Annotated in this window: 16 protein-coding genes; 5 read left to right on the top strand and 11 right to left on the bottom strand. The window is 66.5% G+C overall.

All coding sequences use genetic code 11. The features are described from left to right. Positions 1-21: 21 nt before the first annotated feature. The 8 genes from TGR7_RS05740 to dapC all read right to left on the bottom strand — a co-directional run bounded on the left by TGR7_RS05740 (position 22) and on the right by dapC (position 8242). A complete protein-coding gene (locus TGR7_RS05740; protein ID WP_012637716.1) occupies positions 22-1323 on the bottom strand; it encodes a TlpA family protein disulfide reductase in 1302 nt (433 codons plus the stop codon). A 62-nt stretch (positions 1324-1385) separates the two neighbouring features. After that, positions 1386-3011 carry a DUF3300 domain-containing protein gene (locus tag TGR7_RS05745; RefSeq protein WP_012637717.1) on the bottom strand — a complete coding sequence of 542 codons (1626 nt, stop codon included), beginning with the start codon at positions 3009-3011 and terminating at the stop codon, positions 1386-1388. Between the two features lie 185 nt (positions 3012-3196). Then, a complete protein-coding gene (locus tag TGR7_RS05750; RefSeq protein ID WP_012637718.1) occupies positions 3197-4159 on the bottom strand; it encodes a pyridoxal-phosphate dependent enzyme in 963 nt (320 codons plus the stop codon). Further along, a complete protein-coding gene (locus tag TGR7_RS17030) occupies positions 4159-4302 on the bottom strand; it encodes a DUF3096 domain-containing protein (protein ID WP_012637719.1) in 144 nt (47 codons plus the stop codon). The genes TGR7_RS05750 and TGR7_RS17030 overlap by 1 nt, the downstream gene beginning before the upstream one ends. A 100-nt stretch (positions 4303-4402) precedes the next feature. Next, on the bottom strand, positions 4403-5533 hold the full coding sequence (gene dapE, locus TGR7_RS05755) for a succinyl-diaminopimelate desuccinylase (RefSeq protein WP_012637720.1): 1131 nt from the start codon (positions 5531-5533) through the stop codon (positions 4403-4405). A 172-nt stretch (positions 5534-5705) separates the two neighbouring features. Then, positions 5706-6044, bottom strand: coding sequence for an ArsC family reductase (locus TGR7_RS05760; RefSeq protein WP_012637721.1), 339 nt, complete (start codon positions 6042-6044; stop codon positions 5706-5708). Positions 6045-6180: 136 nt separating this feature from the next. Beyond that, a complete protein-coding gene (gene dapD / locus TGR7_RS05765) occupies positions 6181-7002 on the bottom strand; it encodes a 2,3,4,5-tetrahydropyridine-2,6-dicarboxylate N-succinyltransferase (protein ID WP_012637722.1) in 822 nt (273 codons plus the stop codon). A 43-nt stretch (positions 7003-7045) separates the two neighbouring features. Continuing rightward, positions 7046-8242 carry a succinyldiaminopimelate transaminase gene (dapC, locus tag TGR7_RS05770; RefSeq protein ID WP_012637723.1) on the bottom strand — a complete coding sequence of 399 codons (1197 nt, stop codon included), beginning with the start codon at positions 8240-8242 and terminating at the stop codon, positions 7046-7048. A gap of 128 nt (positions 8243-8370) precedes the next feature. On the opposite strand from dapC, the gene TGR7_RS05775 reads away from it, so the two are divergent. Together TGR7_RS05775 and TGR7_RS05780 are read left to right on the top strand one after the other, a co-directional pair. After that, complete coding sequence (locus TGR7_RS05775) at positions 8371-8934, top strand: pyridoxamine 5'-phosphate oxidase family protein (protein WP_012637724.1); 564 nt, start codon at positions 8371-8373, stop codon at positions 8932-8934. Further along, positions 8931-9305: a VOC family protein gene (locus tag TGR7_RS05780; RefSeq protein ID WP_012637725.1), complete on the top strand. Its 375-nt coding sequence runs from the start codon at positions 8931-8933 to the stop codon at positions 9303-9305. The genes TGR7_RS05775 and TGR7_RS05780 overlap by 4 nt, the downstream gene beginning before the upstream one ends. Positions 9306-9555: 250 nt before the next feature. On the opposite strand, the gene TGR7_RS05785 is transcribed toward TGR7_RS05780, so the two are convergent. From TGR7_RS05785 to map, 3 genes are all read right to left on the bottom strand, one after another. After that, a complete protein-coding gene (locus TGR7_RS05785) occupies positions 9556-10509 on the bottom strand; it encodes an IS5 family transposase (RefSeq protein ID WP_012637613.1) in 954 nt (317 codons plus the stop codon). A 75-nt stretch (positions 10510-10584) separates the two neighbouring features. Then, the gene (glnD, locus tag TGR7_RS05790; RefSeq protein ID WP_012637726.1) at positions 10585-13284 is read right to left on the bottom strand and encodes a [protein-PII] uridylyltransferase; all 2700 of its coding nucleotides are present in this window, start codon (positions 13282-13284) and stop codon (positions 10585-10587) included. A 168-nt stretch (positions 13285-13452) separates the two neighbouring features. After that, a complete protein-coding gene (gene map / locus TGR7_RS05795; RefSeq protein WP_012637727.1) occupies positions 13453-14229 on the bottom strand; it encodes a type I methionyl aminopeptidase in 777 nt (258 codons plus the stop codon). Positions 14230-14495: 266 nt separating this feature from the next. Between map and rpsB the strand changes: the two genes are divergently transcribed. From rpsB to pyrH, 3 genes are all read left to right on the top strand, one after another. After that, positions 14496-15323, top strand: a complete 828-nt coding sequence (gene rpsB / locus TGR7_RS05800; RefSeq protein WP_012637728.1) for a 30S ribosomal protein S2 — start codon at positions 14496-14498, stop codon at positions 15321-15323. Between the two features lie 108 nt (positions 15324-15431). Beyond that, positions 15432-16313 (top strand): translation elongation factor Ts, encoded by an 882-nt coding sequence (gene tsf, locus TGR7_RS05805; protein WP_012637729.1) that lies wholly within the window; start codon positions 15432-15434, stop codon positions 16311-16313. 165 nt (positions 16314-16478) lie between these two features. Continuing rightward, on the top strand, positions 16479-17207 hold the full coding sequence (gene pyrH / locus TGR7_RS05810; protein ID WP_012637730.1) for a UMP kinase: 729 nt from the start codon (positions 16479-16481) through the stop codon (positions 17205-17207). Positions 17208-17209: the final 2 nt, after the last annotated feature.

The raw sequence follows: 17209 nt of genomic DNA on the forward strand, positions 1-17209 counted from the left end.
GCTGATGAATCAGCTTGGTCGTCAATAAGTATCCTCGGCCCTCAGCCGGTCGATGACCTCCCGCACCTCGTCTGTATCCCACTCGATGGCCGTGTTCACCGAGTAGCGCACCCGACCCTGGCGGTCCAGCAGGAAGGAGCTGGGGAAGGCGAATACCCGCCACTCGCCCGAGACCGCGCCGTCCTCGTCCATGAGCACGGGGAAGTCCACGTTCACGTCTTCCATGAAGTTCAGAACGTGCGCCGGGGATTCCCGGAAGTTGATGGAGACGATGGCGAACTCGTCTTCCGGGTAGGCGGCGGCCAGGCGGTTCATGGACGGGATCTCGTGCACGCAGGGCGGGCACCAGGTGGCCCAGAAGTTCACCAGGGTGACCCGCCCCAGGCTCTCGGTGTGCTGATGGCGCACGCCCCGGGCATCCACCAGGTCATAGCCGGGCGGGTCGTAGGCCGGCCGTTCCACCAGGCCAAAGGCCGGCAGCACCGGCGCCTCGGCCTCCTCGTCCAGGGGCGCGGGACGGTCCGGGCGCGGGGTCTGGGCCAGCAGCCGGGTGGCCGCCAGCAGCTGGGTGGGGGTGTCCAGGATGGCGCGGGTCACGTCGAAGGGGATCGGGCCGCCCATGGCCTCCAGTTCCACCGCTTCGGGCTCGACGGAGCGCAGCAGGTAGTAGTCCCGCACGCTGTCCACCAGCCAGCCGTAGGCGGGGCTGCCGGCCCGGTGCAGGGTGGCCAGCAGCGCCTCCAGGCGCGGGCGGTTGGTGCCCAGTTCCGGCTGCAGGATGGCGAGCGGCATGTTGGTGGCGGAGACGATGCCCAGCAGCTCCGGCTCCTCGCCGGCCACCGGGGTGCCCCGGTAGAGGTTGGGGAAGAACAGGATGCCGCCGGCCACGGCGTTCATGTCGGTGGCCTCTTCCTGCCAGGCCCGCAGGCCCCGCAGCAGGGGCACGGTCATGCGGTCGCAGGTGGTGACCACGATGGGTCCGCGGCCGCTGTCCACGGCCTCGTGCAACAAGGCCGCCACCGGTGCGCCGTCCAGGTTGCGCACCACCTCGTTGCTGCGCTGAAGCAGCAGGGAGTCCAGCAGGTCCACCTGCCAGACCGTGGCATTGCGCTCGGCCAGACGCCGGGCCAGGTTGTGGGGCCCTTCGGTCTCGCCGTACTGGTTGATGAGCCAGACGAACAGGGGGCCGGTGTTGTCCTCGCCCCAGACGCGCACGTCCAGGCGCTCGCCGTCCGGCAGGTCCAGGCTGAAGTCGGCGAGAACGGCATGGGGCAGGCTGAAGAGCAGGAGCAGCGCGAGGCACAGGCTCGGTCGTCGGGGCACGAATCACATTCCCGTCATTTGGGGTTCATGGGTCCGCAGCCCGGTGAGAAATCCCGGCCAGGCTAGCGGGCGAAGCTGTGGCGGCCCTCTCCCCGGGGCTGTCCGGCTCGGAATCCGGGCTGCGGGGCGGCATCGCCTCTGCCGAGGTTACCGTCCCGACGCCCGCCCTGCCAGCCGGGGTCCCGGTTGCCGCCCTGGCCACGCCAGCCGCCGTCGCGTTCGCCCTGCGGGCTGCGCGGGACCTGTGCGCGACCGGTTTCACCGTTGGCGTTCCAGGCCGGCCGGGATGGCTGCTGCGCCTCCTGCCGGGGACGGTTCTGGCCCTCCCGGCTCCAGCCCTCGCGGATCCGGTCGCTGTGGCCTTGATGGAGTTCCCGGCTGTTGATGCTGCGCCGGGTGTCGTCGGTGACCGGACCCGTGCGGGTCCGCTCCCGGGGTGCCTGGGCGGTGGCATCGCCACTGCGGCGCTGCTGGCGCCATTGCTCGGTGTCCCGGCCGGGGGCTGAGCCCAGGCTCGGGCGTTGCCCGGTCTGGGCTTCCCGGCGGTGTTCGGTGCGAGGACGCTCTGCGTCCGTACGCCAGTCACGGGAGCGGGCCTGATGGTCTTCGCTGCGGGGTGCCGGACGCGCGGGACCGGATGCCTCGCGGCTGCGCTCGGTGCGGGGGCGGTCGCTGTCCGTGCGCCAGTCCCGGGAGCGGGCCTGCTGCTCCTCGCTGCGGGGTGCGAGTCGCGCGGGGCCCGAGCCGTCGCGGCTGCGTTCCACGTCCCTGCGCCCCTGCCAGTCGGAGCGGCGGCTGTCGTGGGGCACGCTGAGGCCGCCCGGGCGCTCGGCACGGCTGCGTTGGCTGTAATGGCTCTCGCCATAACGCTGGTGCACCGCGTGATGCCGGTAGGCCACGCCGCGGCGGTGCCAGGGGTCGTGGCGCCAGCGGTGGCCGGCGGGCACGTAGTGGCGGGTGCGGTAGTCGTAGTGGTGGATGATCACCACGTGGCGATGGGTCCAGTTGAAGCCGCTGTAGAAGAAGCTGCGGGACACGGGCACGCCGCTCACCCAGGTGATGCCGATGCTCACGGAATAGCCGTAGGGCGGTCCCCAGTAGACCGGGGCGTAGGCGGGCCACCACCAGCCGCCGTAGACGATGGTGGGCTGGTAGTAGGGCACGTACACGACCCGCGGGCTGGCCGGTTCGATGTAGATGACCTCCCGCTCGCGCACCACCCGGACGTGTTCCCGATCCTCCAGGTGGCCGGCGTCGTAGGCTCTCTGGCGCAGTTCCTGGACCATGTCGGCCACGTCCTCCTCCTGGAGCAGGAAGGCGTCGCCCACCTGCCGGGTCCAGGTGAGGTCATCGCTCATCTGCTGGATCACCCGGGGGAAGGCCACCAGGGCCTTGACGCTGGGATCCCAGTCCATGTCCGCCACGGCGTCCACGGCGGCGCTGCCCTCGAGCCCCGGGTTGCGCCGCGACCAGCGCGCCGCCTCCACCACCTCCAGGGGATAGGTGGAGGCCATCAGGATCTGGGACAGCAGGGCATCGGGGTACAGGGCGATGGGCGCGAGCAGGGAGGCCAGCTCGGCCTTGCTGTAGGTCTCCTGGCCCTGGGCGTGGGCGGGGGAGAGGCCCAGGAGCAGGGCCAGCAGGCATGCCGAAAGCCAGGCAGCCGGGGATCGGCGATGGGTGTTCATGATCGGGTCCTCCTCGTGGGCGGGACCGGGGCGGCGAGGCCCCATGTTTGTTCGGACCCCCTCATGCCGGGTCCGTTCACCCGGATGTGCATCACCATCCGGGACCTGTGACAGCACTGCCCGGCGTCAGGCGCACCGGGACAGGGTGTCAGCCTACGCCCCGTGGCTGAACACACCCTGAACCGTCAGCGGGTGGGGGGCTGCCGCCAGGGCAGATGGTCCAGGTCCACGTTGCCGCCGGAGAGGATGACGCCGATGCGCAGTCCCCGCAGGGCCTCGCCCTGTTCCCGCAGGGCGGCCAGGGGCACGGCGGCGGAGGGCTCGATCACCTGCTTGGCCCGTTCCCAGACAAGGCGCATGGCCTCGATGATGCCCGCCTCGGAGGCGGGCAGGATGCGCTCCACGTGCTCGCGCAGGAGGGGGAAGGTGAGATCGCCCAGGTTGCCGCGCAGACCATCGGCGATGGTCTGGGGATGTTCGCCGGGGATGATCCGGCCCGCCGCCAGGGAGCGGATGGCATCATCGGCGCCGGCGGGTTCGGCGCCGATGACACGGATGCCCGGCTTCAGGCCCCGGGCGGCCAGCGCGGTGCCGCCCAGCAGGCCGCCGCCGCTCACCGGGGCCATGACCACGTCCAGGTCCGGGATCTCTTCCAGCAGTTCCAGGGCGGCGGTGCCCTGGCCGGCGATGATGCGCGCATCGTTGTAAGGGTGGACCAGCGTGGCTCCGGTCTCGGCCACCCAGGCCGCCAGGGCCTGCTCCCGGTTGCGGGTGCCCGGTTCGCAGTGGCGGATCACGCCGCCATAGCCCCGCACCGCCGCCTGTTTTACTCTGGGCACGTCATGGGGCATGACGATGTGGGCGGGAATGCCGCGCAGGCGCGCCGCCAGGGCCAGGGCCTGGCCGTGGTTGCCGGAGGTGTGGGTGGCCACGCCCCGGGCGGCTTCCTCATCGGAGAGCGAGAGCACCGCGTTGCAGGCGCCCCGGAACTTGAAGGCCCCGGCCCGCTGCAGGTGCTCGCACTTGAGGAATATGCGCGCCCCCAGCCAGTCGTCCAGGCTCGCGCAGGTCTGCACCGGCGTGCGCCGGGCATGGGGCGCGATGCGCGCGGCGGCGGCGCGGATGTCCTCAAGACCGAGCGATGACACTAGATGCGGATGTTGAGCAGGCCGATGATGCCGATGGCGATCAGGTAGATGGCCACGATCAGGCTGAGCAGCTTGGGCCGGATGAGGATCAGGATGCCGGCGATCAGGGCCAGCAGGGGGGCGAGGCTGAGATGCAGGGTCATCGGGGCTCCTAGGGTCTGGTGTCGGGCTGCTGAATGCGATGCACCGAAGTTGTAACACACTCGCCCGGCCTGGGCCGGGCCGGGTGCGCAAAAGCCGGGTTCACTCCACCAGCAGGCGCTTGAGGATGCCGGTGTAGATGCGTGACAGGGCGTCGAGATCCTCGATGCGCACGTGTTCGTCGATCTTGTGGATGCTGGCGTTCAAGGGCCCCAGTTCCACCACCTGGGCGCCGGTGGGGGCGATGAAGCGCCCGTCGGAGGTGCCGCCGGCGGTGGAGAGCTCTGTGTCGAGCCCCATGACCTCGCGGATGGCGGCGCTGGCCGCCTCCACCAGTTCCCCCTCGGCGGTGAGGAAGGGGTGGCCGGAGAGTCGCCAGCTGAGTTCATAGTCCAGGCCATGGGCATCGAGCACCGCGTGCACGCGAGTGCGGATGCCTTCATCGGTCTGCTCCGTGGAGAAGCGCAGGTTGAACATCACCTCCAGCTCGCCGGGGATGACGTTCTCCGCACCGGTGCCGGCGTGGATGTTGGAGATCTGGAAGGAGGTGGGCGGGAAGTGTTCATTGCCCTCATCCCACTGGATGGCCGCCAGTTCGGCGAGTGCCGGCAGGGCCCGGTGCACCGGGTTGTCGGCCAGGTGCGGATAGGCCACGTGGCCCTGCTGGCCGCGCACACGCAGCACCCCCGACAGGGAGCCGCGGCGGCCGTTCTTGATCACGTCACCCAGGCGCTCGGTACTGGAGGGTTCGCCCACCAGGGCCCAGGTGATCTTCTCGCCTCGCGCCTCCAGCCACTCCACCACCTTCACCGTGCCGTTCACCGACGGGCCCTCCTCGTCGGAGGTGATGAGCAGGGCGATGGAGCCCTTGTGATCCGGGTGATCCTTGAGAAAGGCCTCGCAGGCGATGACAAACGCCGCGATGGAACTCTTCATGTCCGCAGCGCCGCGGCCGTAGAGCTGGCCGTTGCGGATCTGCGGCTGGAAGGGATCCGAGGACCACTTCTCAACGGGGCCGGTGGGCACCACGTCGGTGTGGCCCGCGAAGGCCAGCACCGGCCCCTCGCTGCCCCGGCGCAGCCAGAGGTTGTCCACGTCCTCGAAGCGCAGGTGGTGTGCCTCGAAGCCGAGCGGCGCCAGGCGCTCGGCGATGAGCTGCTGGCAGCCGGCATCCTCAGGTGTCACGGAGCGGCGGCGGATGAGTTCCTGGGCGAGGTCGAGGGTGTCGGACATTCGGGTCGTTTCTCGAAGCAGTGGTTTCGTCGGAAGAAGATGAATGGACAGGATGATCAGGAACGATATGGATCTGACAGGATTTACATGATGGACATGATTAAAGAACTAAAAATCCTGTCAATCATGTAAATCCTGTCCGTGGTTTTCATTGTCTATGGGGCGAAGTTGATCAGAGTTTGGCGTAGACATCCGGATCGAATCCCACCAGCACCTGCTTGCCGTGTTCCACCACCGGGCGCTTGATGAGGGTGGGTTGTTCCAGCATCAGGGCGGCGGCGCGTTTTTCGTCGATGCCTTCGCGCACCGCTTCCGGCAGCTTGCGCCAGGTGGTGCCGCGGCGGTTGAGCAGGGTCTCCCAGCCCACCGCCTTGATCCAGGCGTGGATCTGTTTCGCCTCCAGGCCGTCGGCGCGGAAGTCGTGGAAACGGTACTCGACACCGCGTGCTTCCAGCCACTTGCGGGCCTTCTTCACGGTGTCGCAGTTCTTGATGCCGTAGAGCGTGGTCATGATGGGTCGCTGTTGTTGATTTCGTTGTTAACGCAGAGGACACGAAGACGCAGAGGACGCAAAGGTTTTAAATCTTCAAAGATGCCTTTCTCCGCGCCCTCCGCGTCTCTGCGCCCTCTGCGTTAACTCACTGCGCTCAAATGTCCCGCAGCAGTTCGTTGATACCTACCTTGGAGCGGGTCTTCTCGTCCACCTTCTTGACGATCACCGCGCAGTACAGGCTGTACTTGCCGTCCTTGGAGGGCAGGTTGCCGGAGACCACCACGGAGCCGGCGGGCACGCGGCCGTAGAGGATCTCGTCCTTCTCGCGGTCGTAGATGCGGGTACTCTGGCCGATGTACACGCCCATGGAGATCACCGAACCCTCTTCCACGATCACGCCTTCCACCACCTCGGAGCGGGCGCCGATGAAGCAGTTGTCCTCGATGATGGTGGGGGCGGCCTGCAGGGGCTCCAGCACGCCACCGATGCCCACACCGCCGGACAGGTGCACGTTTTTGCCGATCTGTGCGCAGGAACCCACGGTGGCCCAGGTGTCCACCATGGTGCCGGAGTCCACGTAGGCGCCGATGTTCACGTAGGAGGGCATGAGGACCACGCCGGGGGCGATGTAGGAGCCCTTGCGCGCGGTGGCCGGGGGCACGACCCGGGCGCCGCCCTCGCGGAAGTCCCGGGAGTTGGCGTCGGCCCACTTGGAGGGCACCTTGTCGTAGTAGTTGGTGAAGCCGCCCTTGATGAACTGGTTGTCGTGGATGCGGAAGGACAGCAGCACGGCCTTCTTCAGCCAGTCGTTGACGATCCATTCACCGTCCTTCTTCTCCGCCACCCGGGCGGTGCCCCGGTCCAGCATGTCGATGGCTTCCATGACGGCGTCCTTCACGTGGGTCTCCACGTTGCGCGGGGTGATGTCGGCGCGGCGCTCGAAGGCCTCGATGATGATCTCCTGAAGCTTGCTCATGGTGTGACTCCGTTGGGTCTGGAAATGGGTATGGGGATGTGTGTCAAAGGGATTCCACGAAGCGGCGGATGCGTCCGGCGGCCTCGATGCATTCGTCCAGGGGGGCCACCAGGGCCATGCGCACCCGGTTGCGTCCCGGATTGCCGGCCTCGGTGTCCCGGGAGAGATAGCTGCCCGGCAGCACGGTGACGTTCTGCTGCCCGAACAGCTCCCGGGCGAAGGTCTGGTCGTCCACCGGGGTCTCGGGCCAGAGGTAGAAGCCCGCGTCCGGGCGCGAGACCTTGAGCACGTCGCCGAGGATCTCCAGCATGGCGTCGAACTTCTGCGCGTACAGTTGGCGGTTCTCCTCCACGTGGGCCTCGTCGGCCCAGGCGGCGGTGCTGGCCGCCTGGCTGGGCGGGGCCATGCTGCAGCCGTGGTAGGTGCGATACAGGTGAAAGCGCTCAAGGATCTGCGCGTCGCCGGCCACGAAGCCGGAGCGCAGGCCGGGCACGTTGGAGCGCTTGGACAGGCTGTGGAACACCACGCAGCGCCGGTAGTCGGTGTTGCCCATGCGCGCGGCGGCGCCCAGCAGGCCCGGGGGCGGGGTGGCGCCCGGGAAGTGGATCTCGGAATAGCACTCGTCGGCGGCGATCACGAAGTCGAAGCGCTCCGCCAGTTCGATGGCCTGGCGCAGGTGGGCCTCGTCCATCACCGCGCCGCTGGGATTGCCGGGGTTGCACAGATACAGCAGCTGGCAGCGATTCCAGACGGCATCCGGCACCGCGTCCAGCTCCAGCAGGAAGCGGTTGTCCGCGCTCAGGTTCAGGAAATGGGGCTCGGCGCCCGCCAGCAGGGCCGCGCCCTCGTAGATCTGGTAGAAGGGGTTGGGCATCAGCACCAGCGGGTCGCGGCTGCGGTCCACCACGCACTGGGCGAAGGCGAACAGGGCCTCCCGGGTGCCGGTGACCGGCAGCACGTGGCGTGCCGCGTCCAGGCTGCCGGCGGGCAGGTCGAAGCGCCGGGTGGCCCAGGCGGCGATGGTCTCGCGCAGGGCATCACCGCCGCGGGTGATGGGGTAGTGGGCCAGGCCGTGCAGGTGGCTGGCCAGGGTCTCGGCGATGAAGCCCGGGGTGGGGTGCTTGGGTTCGCCGATGGACAGGGCGATGTGTTCCAGGTGCGCCGGTGGCTTGATCCCCGCCTTCAGTTCCGTGAGTTTCTGGAAGGGATAGGGCTGCAGACGGTCCAGATCGGGATTCATGGGCGCGCGGGTCGGGGTTCAGGGAAGGGGGCGATTATACGCGAAGGGCGCCGGCCGTGCAGGCGCAGGCGCCGCAACGGTATGCTTGTGGCATCGCTTTCCGAGATAACCCTGCAAACGGTGTCCCCATGGGCCAGATCCTGTCAGCCATCACCCCACAGCAAGCCGAGTTCATCCGCGCCCAGCCCCTGTACTTCGTGGCCAGCGCGCCCCGGGCCGATGATGGCCACATCAATCTCTCGCCCAAGGGTCTGGACAGTTTTCGCCTACTCAATGCCAACAGCGTCGCCTACCTGGACCTGACCGGCAGCGGCAACGAGACCGCCGCCCACGTGACGGAGAACGGGCGCATCACCTTGATGTTCTGCGGTTTCGGCGAGCAGCCGGGGATCGTGCGCCTCTACGGCAAGGGGCGGGTGGTGCGTCCCGGAGAGCCCGAGTGGGGGCAACTGCGTCCGCTGTTCAGTGCCTTTCCCGGCATCCGTCAGATCATCCACGTGCAGGTGCAGCACACCCAGACCTCCTGCGGTTTCGGCGTTCCACAGATGGACCTGGTGGGGCAGCGGGACGCGCTCCCGGACTGGGCAAGGCGCAAGGGTCCCGAGGGGGTGCTGGACTATCAGCGGCGCAAGAATGCGTTCAGCATCGACGGTCTGCCCGCGCCCGGCATCGACACGGTGGAACAGCCATGAGCGGCCGCTTTCTGGGTATCCACCACGCCAGCCTGATCGTGGCCGACACGGCGCGCGCGCTCGCCTTCTACCGGGACGTGCTGGGCCTGCCGGAGCTTGCGCGCCCTGATTTGCCGTTTCCCGGGGCCTGGCTCGGGGCGGGCGATCAGCAGATTCACCTGCTGGAGCTGCCCAATCCCGACCCGGTGGATGGCCGCCCCGAGCACGGCGGCCGGGACCGGCACGTGGCGTTCTCGGTTTCGGGCCTGGAGGCGATCAGGCAGCGGCTGGAGGCAGCGGGTGTGGCTTATACGATGAGCCGTTCCGGGAGGCCGGCGCTGTTTGTCAGGGACCCGGATGGGAATGCAATGGAGCTTATGGAAGCTCCATAGAGACAAGATTCAAGAGACAAGAGGCAAGCACGAATTCCTTTAACCTCGCGGGGGATCGCAGAGCGGTGGTTTCCTCTTGTCTCTTGAATCTTGTCTCTTGCCTCTAGGGCATCTCTGAATAACCCAGCCTGATGCCAAAAAAATCTGCTTCCGCAGTCTAGTCGTTCAAATTTCGATCAATGCTACCCCCCAAAGGGGCTCATTCCGCCCATTTCCCGCCGGTTTGGGGTGGAAAACAGGCGTACTACCCCTACGCGAGCATGTAGGGTTCCGCCCGCAGCAGGTTTGTAAACCCTGCCAGCAGGTACAGTCGGCTCGTGTTCTTGGCCAGGCCACGATAGCGAACCTTGGCATAGCCAAACATCTGCTTGATGCGCTGGAACACATGCTCCACCTTTGCGCGCATGCTCGCCTTGTTCTTCTCGATCTTGTGCAAGGGCGATCTCTTCGGCAGCGCCGCGCGCTTGCCTGGCCGCATCGCGATGCGCCAGTCCACCCGGCGATCTTGATGCTCTTCGCGCCTCTCGATGCCCTGATAGCCGGCATCGGCCCACACCACTTTTTCCTCACCATGCAGCAGTTTGTCGGCCACGTTGATATCGGCTTCATTGGCGGGCGTCGTCTCCAGGCTGTGGATCAGGCCCAGCGTGTCATCCACGCCCACATGCACCTTCATGCCGAAATGCCAGGCGTTGCCCTTCTTGGTCTGGTGCATCTCCGGATCGCGCTCGCCAGACGCATTCTTGGTCGAACTCGGCGCCGACAGAATGCTGGCATCCACGATCGTGCCCTCCTTCAGCATCAAGCCCTGCTCAGCCAGAGTCTGGTTGATCTCCTTGAACAGCTTCGCTGCCAGGTTGTGGCGTTCCAGCAGGCGTCGAAAGTTCAGGATCGTCGTCTCATCGGGGATCCGGTCCAACTTCAAGCCGGCGAAGCGGCGCATCGACTCCACTTCGTACAGCGCGTCCTCCAGCCCCGGATCACTCAGGTTGTAGAACAACTGCAGGCAGTGCACGCGTAGCATGGTCGGCAACGGGTAGGCAGGCCGACCGCCCTGCGGACCGGCCTTGGCGTAGTAGCGAATGATCTTCTTCTCCAGCCGCTTCCACGGAATCAGCCCTTCCATCCGCTCCAGGAACAACTCACGCCGGGTCTTGTGCTTCTTGTTCTCGTATTCGGCTTCTGCGAAAGTCAGCTGGCTCATGGCGAATGGCTCGGGTTGGATGCGATGCCGGGATTATGCCAAATGGGCTGGGTTATTCAGAGATGCCCTAGCGCTTTACTCAAGCGCTTCCCGCAACGCCTTCTCAATCTCCCCCTGCCGTTCCCGGTCCTGGATGGGCCGGTCTTCCAGGTCGGTGATGTAGAACACGTCGTCGGCCTGTTCGCCGGCGGTGGCGATCTTGGCGTTGTGCACCTTGATGCCGCAGCGGGTCAGCGTGGTGCCGATGCGCGACAGCAGACCGGGGCGGTCGCCGGTGGTGATGGCCAGCAGGGTGCGGTTGAAGTGCAGGCGATCGCCGAACTCGATACGGGTCGGCACGTTGAAGTGCTTGAGCCGGCGCGGGGTGCTGCGCACCACGGCGGTGGGCGGCTGGTCCGGGTTGCCGAGACGCTCGGTGAGCACCTGGGCGATCTCGTCCATGCGCAGGGGGTCCATCACCGGGTGACCCTCGTCCTCCAGCACCAGGAAGGTGTCCAGGGTCTTGCCGCTGGGGGTGGTGATGATGCGCGCGTCCACGATGTCCAGGCCCAGCTGGGTGAGCGCGGTGGTGGTCAGGGCGAACAGGTTGGGATGGTCCTCGGTGTAGAGGAAGATCTCGGTGCTACCCCGGGCGGTCTCGCGGCGCACCCGCACCAGGGGACGGGTGTCCGGGCCCGACTCCAGCACCGCCCGGGTATGCCAGGCGATCTCGTCGGCGGAATGGCGCAGGAAGTATTCCGGCTCGAACTCCTCCCAGAGCCTGAGACACGCGGTCTCGTCCATGCCCTGGTCCCGCAGCAGGCCAAGCGCCTGGGTCTGGGCCTCGTGGACCAGTTCCTCCTGGTCCGGCGGGTTGTCCAGGCCCCGGCGCAACACCCGCTGGGTGGCGCCATAGAGTGTGGACAACAGGGAGTCCTTCCAGGAATTCCACAGCTCCGGGTTGGTGCCGCGGATGTCGGCCACGGTGAGCAGGTAGAGGTAGTCCAGGCGGGTGTTGTTACCCACCTGGGCGGCGAAGTCCTGCACCACGTCCGGGTCTGAAATGTCCTTGCGCTGGGCGGTCAGGGACATGAGCAGGTGGGCACGCACCAGCCAGGCCACCAGGTTGGCGTCGTACTGGGACAGGCCGTGGTTGAGACAGAACTCACGGGCCTCCTCGGCGCCCAGTTCGGAATGGTCCCCGCCCCGGCCCTTGGCGATGTCATGGAACAGGCCGGCGAGATACAGCAGCTCGGGCTTGGGGATCCCCTTGAACACATGGCTGCAGTGGGGCAGCTCGTCGGCCAGTTCGGGCACGGCGAAGCGGCGCAGGTTGCGGATCACGAACAGGGTGTGCTCGTCCACGGTGAAGGCGTGGAACAGGTCGTACTGCATGCGCCCGACGATCAGGCCGAAGGCGGGCAGGTAGGCGGCCAGCACGCCGTAGCGGTTCATGCGCCGCAGCTGGTGGGTCAGGCCCTGGGGCTGGCGCAGGATCTCCATGAACAGGCTGCGGCTGGCCAGGCTGGCGCGAAAGTCCTCGTCGATCAGGTGCCGGTGGGCGCGGATCTGGCGGATGGTGGCAGCGCGTACACCCTGCAGTTCCGGATGCTGTTCCAGCAGCAGGAAGATCTCCAGCAGGGCCTGGGGGTGCTGCTCGAAGACCCGTTCGTGGACGGTCTCGATGTATCCGTGACGGTCCTGGAAGCGGCGGTTGATGGGTACGGGGGTGTCGTCACCCTTGCCTGGCAGCAGGGCCTCCCGGAAATGCTGCAGCAGCATCTCGTTGAGCCGCTCCAGTTCCATGACCGTGCGGAAGTACTGCTGCATGAACTGCTCCACCGCCAGGTTGTGATTCTGGTCGGTGAAGCCCAGCTGGTTGGCCAGGGCCCGCTGGTGGTCGAACAGCAGGCGGTCCTCCTTGCGCCCGGTGAGGGTGTGCAGGGCGAAGCGCACCCGCCACAGGAAGGTCTGGCCGTCCACCAGGTCCCGGTACTCGGCCTCGTTGAGGAAGTCCTGGGCCACCAGTTCGTGGAGGCTGCTGGCGCCGAAGTGGCGCTCACTCACCCAGCCGATCATCTGGATGTCGCGCAGGCCGCCGGGGCTTTCCTTGAGGTTGGGTTCCAGGCGGTAGGCGGTGTCGCCGAAGCGGTGATGACGCATCTCCTGCTCGCGGAGCTTGGCGGCGAAGTATTCGCCGCTGGCCCAGGTGCGTTCGGGGGACATGGCCGCTGCAAGACGCCCCATGAGCACGTCGTCCCCGGCCAGCAGGCGCGCCTCCATGAGGTTGGTGGCCACGGTGATGTCGCGCGCCGCCTCCTCGGTGCACTCCTCCAGGCTGCGCACGCTGTGACCCACCTGCAGGCCGATGTCCCAGAGGAAGGTGAGGAAGCGGCTGATGGCCTCGCCGGTCTCTTCGGCCAGCGGGCCGTCGTGCAGCAGCAGCAGGTCCACGTCCGAGCCAGGGTGCAGCTCGCCGCGGCCGTAGCCGCCCACGGCGATCAGGGCCATGTCCGGCCGGGCCTCCAGGCCGAAGCCCTCCCAGGCCAGGGCCAGGATGCGGTCGATGATGGCGGCCCGGCCGTGCACCAGCTCCACCACGCTGACCCCGGAGCGGAAGCCCGCCTCCAGGGTGCGCCGGGCGGCCTCCAGGCAGTCGCCGTAGGCCTTGATGTCGGTCAGGCGGGCGCGCAGGGTGCGCTCGTGATGGCCCCAGTCCAGGGGCAGGGCCACCGCGTCCGGCAGGGTGACCCAGTCGGTATGGCTGCGGGGTTCGACGGGGGAGGCAATGGCCATGGCGCTAGCCCGAATGTTTCGTGAATTCGCGCGATGATCGCGCAGGATATTGGTCGCACAGGGGATTTTCCGAGGAAGCGTCGTATTGGATCATACGGCCGACTGAGGAAAATGCCCTGTGCGGACAAGAGACAAGCGAGGGCGTGCGCAATTCATGAAACATTCGGGCTAGATGGCGTGGTCCTTCTCTTCCTGTCGCAGGGTCAGCACCTCGTATCCGTTTTCGGTGACCAGGATGGTGTGTTCCCACTGGGCGGAGAGGCTGTGGTCCTTGGTGACCACGGTCCAGCCATCGGCCAGCAGGCGGGTGTGGCGCTTGCCCACGTTGACCATGGGCTCGATGGTGAAGGTCATGCCGGGCTTGAGTTCCAGGCCCTTGCCGGGCTCGCCGTAGTGCAGCACCTGGGGATCTTCGTGGAACACCTTGCCGATGCCGTGGCCGCAGTATTCCCGCACCACGCTGCAGTGCTGGGCCTCCACGTAGCTCTGGATGGCATGGCCGATGTCCCCCAGCCGGGCGCCGGGGCGCACCTGCTCGATGCCCAGCCACAGGGCCTTGTGAGCCACGTCCACCACCCGCTTGGCGCTCACCGAGGGCTTGCCGATGAAGAACATGCGGCTGGTGTCGCCGTGGTAGCCGTCCTTGATGACGGTGATGTCGATATTGAGGATGTCACCGTTTTTCAGGCGCTTGTCCCCGGGGATGCCGTGGCAGACCTGGTGGTTGATGGAGGTGCAGATGGAACGGGGAAAACCCTTGTAGTTCAGGGGGGCGGGCACCGCGTCCAGGTCGTTGACGATGTAGTCGTGGCAGATCCGGTCCAGTTCGTCGGTGCTGACGCCGGCCTGGACGTGGGGAATGATCATCTCCAGGACCTGGGCGGCCAGGCGGCCGGCCACGCGCATCTTGTCGATCTCTTCGGGGGTCTTGATGGTGACGGCCATGGACGAGGGGTTTCCGGTCTTCAAAGCCCGGTAGAATGACAGGTTTGGCGGGGGGTGGTCAAAAGCCCGGAGTTCCCCTGCGCGTTTGTTGTGATCAGCCGATTATGGTATAAAGCGCCCGCGTTCGGTGCAAACCCGGCCGGACGCACCCACACATTACCCTGAAACCGCACATGCGCCGGCACATCCAGTCGGGTGCCCGTTGAGACAGACGGGTTTCTGGATGGGGCGCATGGAGGCTCAACCCAGACCACGGAGATATAGATATGTCCAGCGTGACCATGCGTCAGATGCTCGAGGCCGGCGTGCACTTCGGCCACCAGACCCGCTACTGGAATCCCAAGATGGCTCCCTTCATCTTCGGGGAGCGCAACAAGATCCACATCATCAACCTCGAACAGACCCTGCCCCTGTTCAACGATGCCATGAACTACCTGGGCAAGCTGGCTGGCAACGGTGGCAAGATCCTGTTCGTGGGCACCAAGCGTTCCGCCCGTGACACCATCGCGGAAGAGGCCCTGCGCTGCAAGATGCCCTACGTGAACCACCGCTGGCTGGGTGGCATGCTCACCAACTTCAAGACCGTGCGTGAATCCATCCGTCGGCTCAAGGACCTGGAGCTGATGCGCGAGGACGGTACCTTCAACCGTCTGAGCAAGAAAGAGGCCCTGATGCGCACCCGCGAGCTGGAGAAGCTCGAGCGCAGCCTGGGCGGCATCAAGGACATGAACGGCCTGCCCGACGCCATGTTCGTGATCGACGTGGGTTACGAGAAGATCGCCGTCAAGGAGGCCAACAAGCTGGGCATCCCGGTGATCGCCGTGGTGGATACCAACAACTCCATCGAGGGTGTGGACTACGTGATCCCCGGCAACGATGACGCCATGCGCGCCATCCAGCTGTACGTGTCCGCTGCCGCTGACGCCATTGCCAACGCCCAAGTGACCAGCCGCGCCACCGCCGCCCCTGCCGGCGACGACGAGTTCGTGGAGGTCAGGGAAGGCGCCGAGGCGTCCAAGAAGAAGGCGACCGTGAAGAAGAAGGCCGCCCCGCGCGCCGCCTCCGGCGAGTCCGCCGAGGCCGCCGCGGAGTGATGGCCGGCCCGCCTCCGGGCGGGCCGTTTCGTTCCAGAGCCGACTGATGCCGGGTGAACCGCCCGGGGTCACGTCCGATTCATACAGTACCGAATTCAGGAGTATCCCATGACGATTACCGCATCCATGGTCAAGGAACTGCGCGAGCGTACCGGCGCAGGCATGATGGAATGCAAGAAGGCGCTCGCCGAAACCAACGGTGACATGGAGGCCGCCATCGAACTGATGCGCAAGTCCGGCGCCGCCAAGGCGGACAAGAAGGCCGGCCGCATCGCTGCCGAGGGGCAGGTGGTGGTGGCCCTGTCCGATGATGCCACCCGTGCCGCCATGGTGGAGGTCAACTGCGAGACCGACTTCGTGGCCAAGGACGAGAACTTCGAGAAGTTCGCCAACCGGGTCGCCGAGGTGGTGCTGAGCGGCGCGCCCGCCGACGTGTCCGCCCTGATGGCCCAGAACATGGACGGTGCCAGCGTCGAGGAGACCCGTGCCGCCCTGATCGCCAAGGTGGGCGAGAACGTTCAGGTGCGCCGCTTCGAGCGCCTCGAGGCCGCTGCCGGTGGCACCCTGGGCTTCTACCGTCACGGCAACCGCATCGGTGTGGCCGTGGAGCTGGAAGGCGGCGACGCCGAACTGGCCAAGGACATCTGCATGCACATCGCCGCCAGCCGTCCGGTGTGCGTGGACGAGACCCAGGTGCCCCAGGAGCTGCTGGACAAGGAGCGCGAGATCTTCGCCGCCCAGGCCGCCGAGAGCGGCAAGCCTGCCGAGATCATCGAGAAGATGGTGAGCGGCCGCATCAAGAAGTACCTGGCCGAGATCACCCTGGTGGGCCAGCCCTTCGTGAAGGATCCCGACAAGACCGTCGGCAAGCTGCTGGAAGGCGCCGGTGCCAAGGTGCGCCGCTTCGTGCGCTACGAGGTGGGCGAGGGCATCGAGAAGAAGACGGAGAACTTCGCCGAAGAGGTCATGGCCCAGGCCAAGGGCGCTTGATCAGGAAGACCACGGGGGCGCCAGACGGGGCCCCCGTTTTTTTGAGGCAATCCTCGGCGCGCAGGCGGGTGATCGGCGATCATGGCCCGACCTGCAGTGCACGGATGCCAGGAAAGCTGCAGCACAGACATCCATAAAATCAGGCCACCGAAACCAGGGTAGAACATGAGCGAAGAACTCCGTCCCGCATACAAGCGCATCCTTCTCAAGCTCAGTGGTGAGACCCTCATGGGCGACCAGGAATACGGCATCGACCCTCGGGTCATCGGCCGACTGGCCCGGGAAGTGACGGAGTTGAGCCGCATCGGTGTGGAAGTGGCCATCGTCATCGGCGGTGGCAATATCTTTCGCGGTGCGGGCCTGGCCGAGGCAGGCATGGACCGGGTGACCGCCGACCACATGGGCATGCTGGCCACGGTCATGAACGGCCTGGCCATCCAGGACGCCCTGGAGCGGCTCGGCAAGTTCTGCCGCGTGATGTCCGCCATCAAGATCAACCAGGTGTGCGAGGACTACATCCGCCGCCGCGCCGTGCGCCACCTGGAAAAAGGCCGTATCGTGGTGTTCGCCGCCGGCACCGGCAGCCCGTTCTTCACCACCGACACCGCCGCCAGCCTGCGCGCCATCGAGATCAACGCCGATATCATGATCAAGGCCACCAAGGTGGATGGCGTGTATGATTCCGATCCGTTCAAGAATCCGAACGCGGTGCGCTATGAGCGCCTGACCTACGAGGAGGCGCTCAGCAAGCACCTGGGCGTGATGGATGCCACCGCCCTGGTGATGTGCCGCGACAACAACATCCCGCTGCGCGTGATGAACATCTTCAACGAAGGGGACCTGATGCGGCTCGTCACCGGCGAACCCATCGGCACCCTGGTCGAAAGAGGCTGAAA

The organism is Thioalkalivibrio sulfidiphilus HL-EbGr7, from assembly GCF_000021985.1.
Taxonomy (GTDB): Bacteria; Pseudomonadota; Gammaproteobacteria; order Ectothiorhodospirales; family Ectothiorhodospiraceae; genus Thioalkalivibrio_A; species Thioalkalivibrio_A sulfidiphilus.

Coding starts and splice junctions, on each gene's coding strand:
- dapC (WP_012637723.1), bottom strand. CDS start 8,242: ATGAATCCCGATCTGGACCGTCTGCAGCCCTATCCCTTCCAGAAACTC.
- TGR7_RS05760 (WP_012637721.1), bottom strand. CDS start 6,044: ATGACCACGCTCTACGGCATCAAGAACTGCGACACCGTGAAGAAGGCC.
- pyrH (WP_012637730.1), top strand. CDS start 16,479: ATGAGCGAAGAACTCCGTCCCGCATACAAGCGCATCCTTCTCAAGCTC.
- rpsB (WP_012637728.1), top strand. CDS start 14,496: ATGTCCAGCGTGACCATGCGTCAGATGCTCGAGGCCGGCGTGCACTTC.
- TGR7_RS05785 (WP_012637613.1), bottom strand. CDS start 10,509: ATGAGCCAGCTGACTTTCGCAGAAGCCGAATACGAGAACAAGAAGCAC.
- TGR7_RS05775 (WP_012637724.1), top strand. CDS start 8,371: ATGGGCCAGATCCTGTCAGCCATCACCCCACAGCAAGCCGAGTTCATC.
- map (WP_012637727.1), bottom strand. CDS start 14,229: ATGGCCGTCACCATCAAGACCCCCGAAGAGATCGACAAGATGCGCGTG.
- TGR7_RS17030 (WP_012637719.1), bottom strand. CDS start 4,302: ATGACCCTGCATCTCAGCCTCGCCCCCCTGCTGGCCCTGATCGCCGGC.
- tsf (WP_012637729.1), top strand. CDS start 15,432: ATGACGATTACCGCATCCATGGTCAAGGAACTGCGCGAGCGTACCGGC.
- dapD (WP_012637722.1), bottom strand. CDS start 7,002: ATGAGCAAGCTTCAGGAGATCATCATCGAGGCCTTCGAGCGCCGCGCC.
- TGR7_RS05780 (WP_012637725.1), top strand. CDS start 8,931: ATGAGCGGCCGCTTTCTGGGTATCCACCACGCCAGCCTGATCGTGGCC.
- TGR7_RS05745 (WP_012637717.1), bottom strand. CDS start 3,011: ATGAACACCCATCGCCGATCCCCGGCTGCCTGGCTTTCGGCATGCCTG.
- dapE (WP_012637720.1), bottom strand. CDS start 5,533: ATGTCCGACACCCTCGACCTCGCCCAGGAACTCATCCGCCGCCGCTCC.
- glnD (WP_012637726.1), bottom strand. CDS start 13,284: ATGGCCATTGCCTCCCCCGTCGAACCCCGCAGCCATACCGACTGGGTC.